9 protein-coding genes are annotated in these 9,144 nt (G+C 36.9%); 4 read left to right on the top strand and 5 right to left on the bottom strand.

Annotated elements, in window-relative coordinates:
- Nucleotides 1–593: putative porin (locus AC6F75_RS11345; protein WP_500715132.1), on the bottom strand; the 593-nt coding region annotated here is incomplete at its 3' end.
- Between the two features lie 75 nt (nt 594–668).
- Between AC6F75_RS11345 and rnhB the strand changes: the two genes are divergently transcribed.
- Together rnhB and AC6F75_RS11335 are read left to right on the top strand one after the other, a co-directional pair.
- Nucleotides 669–1,274: a ribonuclease HII gene (rnhB, locus tag AC6F75_RS11340; RefSeq protein WP_500715131.1), complete on the top strand. Its 606-nt coding sequence runs from the start codon at nt 669–671 to the stop codon at nt 1,272–1,274.
- 57 nt (nt 1,275–1,331) lie between these two features.
- Nucleotides 1,332–3,803: a hypothetical protein gene (locus AC6F75_RS11335; protein ID WP_500715130.1), complete on the top strand. Its 2,472-nt coding sequence runs from the start codon at nt 1,332–1,334 to the stop codon at nt 3,801–3,803.
- Nucleotides 3,804–3,859: 56 nt separating this feature from the next.
- Here AC6F75_RS11335 and lipB read toward each other — a convergent pair whose 3' ends face one another.
- Nucleotides 3,860–4,558, bottom strand: a complete 699-nt coding sequence (lipB, locus tag AC6F75_RS11330; RefSeq protein WP_500715129.1) for a lipoyl(octanoyl) transferase LipB — start codon at nt 4,556–4,558, stop codon at nt 3,860–3,862.
- Between the two features lie 151 nt (nt 4,559–4,709).
- Here lipB and AC6F75_RS11325 point away from each other — a divergent pair, with 151 nt between their 5' ends.
- Nucleotides 4,710–6,977: a reprolysin-like metallopeptidase gene (locus AC6F75_RS11325; RefSeq protein ID WP_500715128.1), complete on the top strand. Its 2,268-nt coding sequence runs from the start codon at nt 4,710–4,712 to the stop codon at nt 6,975–6,977.
- Nucleotides 6,978–7,057: 80 nt separating this feature from the next.
- Here the strand turns inward: AC6F75_RS11325 and AC6F75_RS11320 are convergent, their stop codons facing one another.
- The 3 genes from AC6F75_RS11320 to AC6F75_RS11310 form a co-directional block, all read right to left on the bottom strand.
- Entirely contained in the window at nt 7,058–7,582 is a 525-nt protein-coding gene (locus tag AC6F75_RS11320) for a hypothetical protein (RefSeq protein WP_500715127.1), read from the bottom strand.
- Between the two features lie 84 nt (nt 7,583–7,666).
- Nucleotides 7,667–8,407, bottom strand: a complete 741-nt coding sequence (locus AC6F75_RS11315) for a hypothetical protein (RefSeq protein ID WP_500715126.1) — start codon at nt 8,405–8,407, stop codon at nt 7,667–7,669.
- Nucleotides 8,408–8,413: 6 nt separating this feature from the next.
- The gene (locus AC6F75_RS11310) at nt 8,414–8,572 is read right to left on the bottom strand and encodes a YqaE/Pmp3 family membrane protein (RefSeq protein ID WP_500715125.1); all 159 of its coding nucleotides are present in this window, start codon (nt 8,570–8,572) and stop codon (nt 8,414–8,416) included.
- Between the two features lie 144 nt (nt 8,573–8,716).
- Between AC6F75_RS11310 and AC6F75_RS11305 the strand changes: the two genes are divergently transcribed.
- The coding region (locus AC6F75_RS11305) for an OB-fold nucleic acid binding domain-containing protein (protein WP_500715124.1) at nt 8,717–9,144 on the top strand (428 nt) is incomplete at its 3' end.

The raw sequence follows: 9,144 nt of genomic DNA, 5'->3' as shown, positions 1-9,144 counted from the left end.
CTGAAATTTCCGGTGCTGGTGAGTGTATTTTGATAATTCCCCAAAGAGCGCACTCCTTTGTAAGCAATTGAAAAATTGAAATTTTCTGCGGTATTTATGGTAAAAAAAGCATCGAGTTGGTGGCCTTGTTCAAAGGCGGTTTTATAGTACAGCTCGGTTAAGGGCGTGGGCACGTGGTAGTAACTGATGTCTTCAATTTCCATATAGTTAAAATGCCTGGCCCTGGCACCCATTCGGGGTTTTAGTCTCACATCGCTAAAGTCATAGGCCAAGGTGTTATATGTCTGACCCACATTGGCAAAGGGCATCAAGTGATAATCATCACTTCTCAGGTAATTGAATCTGTAATCTTTATAAATACTTAGCGTAGTGTCCACATAAGTGGTATCCCGCTCATAGGAAATGATTTTATATTCAGAAATATGGGGTTTTTCGTCATCAAAAATCACATTGGTGTCTCCCATTGTTCTCCTGCCGTCATTGGCAACTCCTGTGGTTGGGGTTTGTTGTTGAAACGATGGCTGATCCTTATCTTGTGAAAAAAGCAGTGCTGTACTTAAAAAAAGCAGTGAAAGCGCAAGTGATTTTTTCATTCGATTGATTATATTGACCGGGATTAAAAGGCAAAGTTATTTATTTTAACTCAAAAGCGTACTTTTAATTTTTAAATGTTGCAGTTAAAAATACATCCCAAACTCATTGAATGTGGCACAGACGAGGCCGGAAGAGGTTGTCTGGCCGGTCCGGTTACTGCCGCTGCCATTATCCTGCCGGAAGATTTTGTCAACAATTTGCTCAATGACAGTAAGCAACTTTCGCTTTTGAGGCGCAATAAACTCAAACCGCTTATAGAACAACAAGCCATTGCATATAGTGTTACACACGTAATGATGGACGAAATCGACAAAATCAATATTTTACAGGCTTCGATAACTGCGATGCACCGCAGTATCGAAAGTTTAAAAACCACACCCCAATTTATCGCTGTTGACGGAAACAAATTCAGGACTTTTGAAAATATTCCCCATCAATGTGTGGTGAAAGGTGATGCTAAATTTCTTCATATTGCGGCTGCTTCTGTTTTAGCAAAAACTTACAGGGATGCCTTTATGGAAAAAATTCACGAAGAATACCCGATGTACAACTGGAAAAAAAACAAAGGCTATCCCACCGCCGAACACCGCGAAGCCATCAAAAAATATGGAGTGACCCCTTATCACAGAAAAAGTTTTAAACTATTACCCGGACAACTTGAGTTTGGCTTTTTAGAATGAAAACTCTTTATTAACGTCTCATTGCTAATCCATATATTTGTATCAAATTCCCAAACGATGAAAAAACTTTTGTTGCCACTACTGCTTTTGTTCATTTTCAGTTGTAGTTCAGATAAAGAAAAAGCAGGCGTTCTTATTCATTATCTTCCTGAAGATTCGTCTTTGGTGATTCGCAGCAACAGTTTTTCAACACTTTCATCAGACCTTAAAAACAACAGTTTTTTATCTGTGTTTTCAAAGCTTCCCGTCTATGATTTTTTTGAAAGCAATCTTGGTTTTTCAACACACTTAAACCCAAAAAGCGAAGTTTTAATAAGTGTTGCTTCACCAAATGACAGTACACATTTTATTACTTTAGTAACCAGACAACATCCGGAACTTTTTCAACTCGATTCGCTATCAAACAAAACCGTTGAAACACTTTCCTTTGAAAACATTTCCTTACAAAAAGTGACTTTAAATAATAAAGTATTTTACACTTCGATAATTGACAGTGTTTTTATTGCCGGAAATTCTCAGGTTTCAGTTGAATCAATTTTAAAACAACATACTTCAAAACAAAAACACACCCTTGACTCTCAGTTTGAAAGGGCATACAATACTTTGGGTACTCAGGATTTCTCCTTGTTAATCAACGGAAAGCTTTTCCACGAAACTTACAAAAATCTATTGCCTGAAAGTCAATCACTTCCCGCATTTACTTCCTGGATTGCCGTCAATGCCGAAGTTCAACCCGGCCATTTTAAAGTCAACGGAATTGCACTGGCGCAAGATACCATCCCACAGTTGATGAATGTTTTTAAAGGAACGCATCCTCAACAAAATTTATTAGCTATGGTGACCCCCAATTCGGCTTCCGGATTTGTGAGTTATTCTTATGATGATTATGATGTGATTGAACCCAATTTGCAAAAGTTTCAGGTAAAGAATGACACCTTAACTTCATATCCCGGCCTTTTCAGTTCGCTAAACGAAATTGGAGTCATCACAAAAGGCAAGGAGAAAATCGTGGCATTACACGCCATCAGCGGAAGCATCACCGAAGAATTTCTCGCTCCATTGCTGGAAAGCGTAAGTGAGTTTAGGGGAGTTGCTATCAGAAAACTTCAGGATTCGGCGGTATTTAAAAATGCTTTTTATCCTTTAATCAATACAACTCCGAAATTTGGTGTTATGTTGGAAGACTTTTTTGTTTTCGGCGAAAGCCAAAGTTCCCTTCAGGAAATCATTACTGAATACCTCAACGAAACCACAGTGGGGCATCTTCCCTATTATGAAGAACATATGGCACATATGAGCAGTGAAAGCTCAATGTTGATGGTGGCCTTGTTGCCCGAATTCAGGAAAAATGTTGCCGAAAAAGCAACCGGAAGAAACAAGCAGCGCATCACCGACTTGAAATTTGGCAGTCATAGAATGGCAGCCCTTCAGTTTGTGTATGACAACAATTTTGCACACGTTAACGGCATTGCTCGTGAAACCCGAGCCCAAAGTCGTGGTACCGGTGTTTCACAACTTTTTGCCATCACATTGGAAAATGAATTACTTTCACGACCACAATTTTTTACCAATCACATCACCAAAGGAAAAGACATCGTGGTGCAGGATGTAGCCAATAAACTGTACCTCATTGCCTCAAACGGAAGGGTGCAATGGAGTAAACAACTGGACGGAGCCATTATTGGTGATGTTCAGGAAGTGGATTTATTGAGAAACGGACGCATTCAACTGGCTTTTACAACAAAAAATAGTTTTTATATACTTGACAGAAACGGCAACGAGGTGAAGCCTTTCCCGCTAAAATTCAGAGATGACATCACACAGCCTTTGGCCATTTTTGATTATGACAACAACAGGAACTACCGCTTTGTGGTTACTCAGGGCGCTGAAATATTGATGTATGACAATTCCGGACGCAGGGTCAGTGGATTTACTTTTAACAAAGCCGGCTCAAGGATAGTGCTTCCGCCAAAACACATCCGTATTTCAAACAGGGACTACCTGCTTATTGCCGAGCAAAACGGAAAACTAAACATCCTTCACCGAACCGGTCAACCCCGGATTAACGTCAATACTAAATTCAAATTTGGTGAAAGCGCGATTTATTCTGAAGACAATCAATTTGTTTTTATCACTTCCGAAGACGAAAAAATAAGTATTGACCAAAACGGGAAAGTGACCAAGCAAAAACTCAATTCGTCTTCAGGAAATGTAATTTGGGAGATTTCAGGCAACACCAAAGTTACCCTTGATGACAATATTTTGAGAATCAACAACCAAAAAGTGGAATTGCCTTTTGGAATTTACACTTCACCAAAAATTTCTGTAAGCAACCGAAGAATCCTCATTTCCGTAACAGACCTGCAGCAACAACGCACCTATGTGTACAACTCTTTGGGCGAATTACTTTCATACTTTCCGGTTTACGGCACATCAGTTATGGAATTAGGGGATGCTACCAACAACGGAAGACCAAACGGCGTGGTGAAAGGAGGAGAAAAAGAGGTGGTGCTTTATGAAGTGAATTAAGTTTGTGGAAAATAGTTGAACAAAAACTCACCTCTCTCCACTAACCTTTATTAACTCTAAACTAACTCTGCTTCAAAAAGCGCGATAAAATGTTTAATAAGTTTTTGTTTGACTTCAGCCATGGAAACTTCGGTTACGCCTAATTCTACATTGAGTGAAGTCACTGCTTTTTCCTTGATTCCACAAGGAACGATATTGTCAAAATAGCCCAGATTGGCATTCACATTAAATGCAAATCCGTGCATGGTGACCCAACGGCTGGAACGCACACCTAGCGCACAAATTTTTCTGGCAAACGGGGTACCCACATCCAGCCATACACCGGTTTCTCCGGGGGATCGTTCAGACTTGATGCCGTATTCGGCAAGGGTAAGAATAATCATTTCCTCAAGCAAACGCAGGTATTTGTGAATGTCTGAAAAGAAATTTTCCAGATCGAGTATGGGATAGCCCACTACCTGCCCGGGGCCATGATAGGTAATGTCTCCACCGCGATTGATTTTGTAAAATGTGGCTTGTTTTTGAGCCAGTTGTTCCTCAGTAACCAATAGGTTTTTAATATCACCGCTTTTACCAAGGGTGTACACATGCGGATGCTCCACAAACAAAAAATAATTGGGGGTTACCCCATTGGCATCTTCCCTTCGGTTTTTAATTTTGATATCTATTATGGACTGAAAAAGGGTTTCTTGATAGTCCCAAGTTTCTTTGTAGTCCTTTGTTTCCAAATCTTTAAAAATTATTCTTTTATTCAAATTAAGATTGTATTTAAAGGTTTCAAAATTATAAATATTGCAACGTAACTTCCTTTCAAATATGTTAAATCACAAATTTTTTTAAATTTTTATTTAAATTAAATTTCTAAAAAAGTATCTTGCACAAGATTTTCACTTAATTCCCAAAACAATGAAAAACAAATCCTTTAATATTATTTTACCTATATTTCTATTATTGAGTATAGGTTTAACAGCACAAAACAATTCAGATCTTTGGACACCAGTATCAACAGAAGCTGTTGTTCATAAGGCCAAAGAATTAAGAAATTCTATGCCAACAGACTACTCCCTTTACACATTAAATGAAGATTTACTATTATCAATATTGGAAAAAGCGCCAAACAGAAAAGCTTCAAATAATTCTGATGTTGTAATTTCTTTACCAAATATTGATGGGGCATTTTCAAACTTCAGAGTCTTTGAGGCTTCAATCTTTGCGGATGAACTTCAAAAAACGTTTCCTACAATTCGATCTTTTGTAGCAAAAGGAATTGATGACCCCACGGCCATTGCAAGGTTTAGTCACTCTCAGATTGGGTTACACGTTGCTATTTCGTCAGGTAAACATTCTACTGTATATATTGATCCATTTACCCAAGACAAAGAACAATATATCACTTATTCCCGTATGGACTTACCAATAGATGTTCAAACTTTTGTTTGTCATACTGAAGACTTTGAAAATCGCCCTATTGAAATTGACAGTAATAATAATGAGAATCAAGTTTTAAATGCTGACGATGGAATACTTAGGACATTTCGCTTGGCATTAGCTTGCACAGCTCAATATTCTATCTTTCATTTAAACAATCAAGGTGTTCCCGGAGGTGCTACTGATGCTGTAAAAAAAGCAGCCGTACTCTCAGCAATGAATGTTACTATGACTAGAGTCAATGGTCTTTTTGAAAGGGATCTATCTTTAACCATGGAAATCATACCAACCAATACCGATATTATATTTTTAGACACAGCAACACAACCATTTACCGGTAATAATAATGGAGGTGTTTTACTAAATGAGGTTCAAGGCGTCATTGATACCAATATAGGTTTTGCTAATTATGATATCGGCCATGTGTTTAGTACTGGTGGAGGTGGAATTGCAATGCTCAATTCACCCTGTACAAGCAATAAGGCTAGAGGGGTAACCGGATTACCTCAACCAATAGGTGATAGTTTTAATATTGACTTTGTTGCTCATGAAATGGGTCATCAATATGGTGCAGGGCACACGCAAAATAACAATTGCCAACGTTCAACTTCATCTTCAATGGAGCCTGGAAGTGCTTCAACAATTATGGGCTATGCGGGTATCTGTGCTCCAAATGTGCAGTTTTTTAGTGATGACTATTTTCATGCAATAAGTATTCAGCAAATGTGGGTTAATATCATTAATGGAAGTAGCCAATGTGCTGTTCAAAGCAACACAAACAATGATCCTCCCACAGCTGATGCCGGGCCAAATCGCACAATACCAGCGTCTACTCCATTTGTGCTTAAAGGAGTTGCAACTGACCCAGACACTCCGTTAGGCGAACTAACATATACTTGGGAACAAATGAATCCCCAAATTGGGGTAATGCCACCGCAGCCTACAAATTCAGTCGGTCCAATGTTTCGGTCTTTACTTCCTTCAGAATCTAGTGACAGGTATATGCCTGCTATTCAAACAGTGTTAAATGGCAATACTCAAACAACTTGGGAGGTAGTGCCTTCAGTATCAAGAACAATGTCTTTTAGATTTACTGTTAGAGATAATCATATAGGCGGTTCAAGTACAGCTAGTGATAATATGGCAGTTTCAGTAACAGCTAATGCTGGCCCTTTTGTCGTTACTTCACAGAATACAATAGGCCAACAATGGACAACCAATACCAGTCAAACAATCACTTGGGATGTTGCAAATACCGACCAATCACCAGTTAATTGTGCAAATGTTGACATTTTATTATCAACTGATGGTGGACTAACATTTCCAATTGTATTGGCATCTAACACACCTAACAATGGAAGTCATGTAATAACAGTTCCTAATATACTGACTACTCAAGCCAGAATTATGGTAGTTTGTTCAAATAATATTTTCTATAATGTAAATAGAAGAAATATTGAAATCACAGACCAATTAAGTAATGAAGACTTTAGTTTTACTGATTTCTCACTTTGGCCAAACCCTTCCACTGGAATTTTTAATCTAAGCTTTATTCCAGCAACAGATGATAAAATCGAAATTACACTTTATGATATAAGTGGTAGGTTAATCGAAAATAATGTGTTTGAAAATAACTCAGCAAATTTCAGTACTGCTTTAGATTACTCAAATTTAGGTAATGGTTTGTATTTTATCTCAGTAACAAATGGGGAATATAAAACTTCGAAAAAACTTATCAAAAAATAATTTAAAGATTATTTTTCACATAAAACAAAATCGCCTAAAAGTTACTTTTAGGCGATTTTTTATTTAACGCATTTATAAAATCAAATTTTAAATCTATGCGTAATATTATTTACTTTATGTGATACTTTATTTAACACCAAATTTAAATTTAAAAATAAGCTGTCTTTTTTGTTTTCTAATAAAATTTCACCTTCTTCCACCATATAGTAGCCAGCCTCACCTTTACAAAAACAATGTTTACCAAATAATAATTTAATATTTCCTAGTTCCTCATTGGTTAAGTTTAACTTATCTTCTCTTCCTGTTATTTCAAAATGTACAGTTTCTGAATAATCACCATCCATAGTTCCTTCAGGCCCTTTGACAGCATAAGTAAACTCAATCACAATATTTTCACCTTGTTCTATCACAGGGTAAATCTGGCCTGTAGTATCTTCTAAAATAGTAAGGGACGAATCCTTATGAACCACAAAAGTACATTCACCTTCCTCTGCACATACAGAGCTTATCGAATTAACATCTTGATTAGCCTTCTCTTCTGAGCTTTTTGACGGTTTACAAGAGAATAAAATTATAGCTGTTGACAATAGTAAGATTGCTTTCAATTTTAAAATATTTTAATAATTATGAAATAAAGTACTACAAAAATAACCACTCCTGCAAAAGCATTCCTTATTTTTAAGTTAAATTTAATCCAACACTACTTCAACACTCAACAAATCAGGGTTTCTGAAATAATCAAAATAATTGGCTTCAAGAAAAACAGTTTTTTTGTCGTGACTTAAGGTTGCTTCAGTTTTTGAAACAGATTTTATTGTATTAGGAAAAGTGTATTTAAGTTTATAAACCGTTCCTCCCATCATCATTTCCGTATTTTTCAGGCTATCCAACTCCTGTTGGTGGAGGGCTTTATCAGCTATAAATGCATTGCGTTTAAAAATATTATTTTGGTAACTGTAATGCACTTTAATACTTTCCTGATCGGGAAACCCTTCATTGGATTTTACAGTTTTCGTCCCTGTATTACTAATTTGGTTGAATACCTTAAACATATCATTTGCTTCAGAAATATCATTAAAATTGAGAAAAATATCATAGACCATTTCTCTTTTTTCAGCATCCATCTTGATGTGAACACCATAAGGTTCAAGTTTTTTGAGTCTTTCCTGTTGCTCAAGAGGTAGTTTGGCGATACTATCCCTACTCTTTTTGAAGATATCAACAAAATAGAAGGTTGTATCAACACGCTCTTCCATACCCTTTAATTCGTCGTCACCCAATGATGAGATCATGGCTATCATTTCTGAAGCGTCCATTTGAATTTTCATTTCACCACTACCATCAGCGTTTAAAACCATAGTTTCTGAAAATTCACAGGAAGTAAAAACGAACAGAAAACAAACAGAAATTATTGTAAGTAGAACTCTCATAAAGAATTAATTTTTAGGGTTATTTAAAATAATCAAGGCAGCAATCACCCCGGGAACCCACCCCAATACAGTTAGTATTAAAACTATAACTATAGAGCCACATCCTTTATCAATTACTGAAAGTGGCGGAAATATAATTGCTAAAATAACTCTCCAAATACTCATATATTATATTTTCGTTTTGTTGATGGAATCTTATAATCAAAAATAGGATTTAAATTGTACAATAGGTTGACATATCAAACCAAAAGTTACAAATTATTTTAACAAAAACGTATCTTTGCCCACTCTAAAATAAGCACATACACTATGCAACTTTCAGAACAGGAAATCGTACGCAGAGAAAAACTCAATCAGTTGAGGGCGTTAAACATCAACCCCTATCCGGCTGATTTATACCCCGTCAATCACACAACCAAGCAACTCAAAGAAAACTTCATAGAAGGGAAAAAAGTAGTGATTGCCGGCCGTTTGATGTCCCGTAGGATTCAGGGAAAAGCCTCTTTTGCCGAATTGCAGGACGCTGAAGGCCGCATTCAGGTGTATTTTAACCGCGATGAGATTTGCACCGGAGAGGACAAAACACTTTATAATGAAGTCTATAAAAAACTCTTGGATATTGGTGATTTCATTGGCATTGAAGGAGAGTTGTTTAATACACAAGTGGGCGAAAAAACCGTAATGGTCAAAAACTTCACACTTTTAAGCAAATCACTCAGGCCGCTTCCGCTCCCAAA

It is taken from the genome of Planktosalinus sp. (assembly GCF_059864935.1).
The sequence above is the reverse complement of the archived record's forward strand: the minus strand, read 5'-3'. Positions and strand labels throughout refer to the sequence as shown.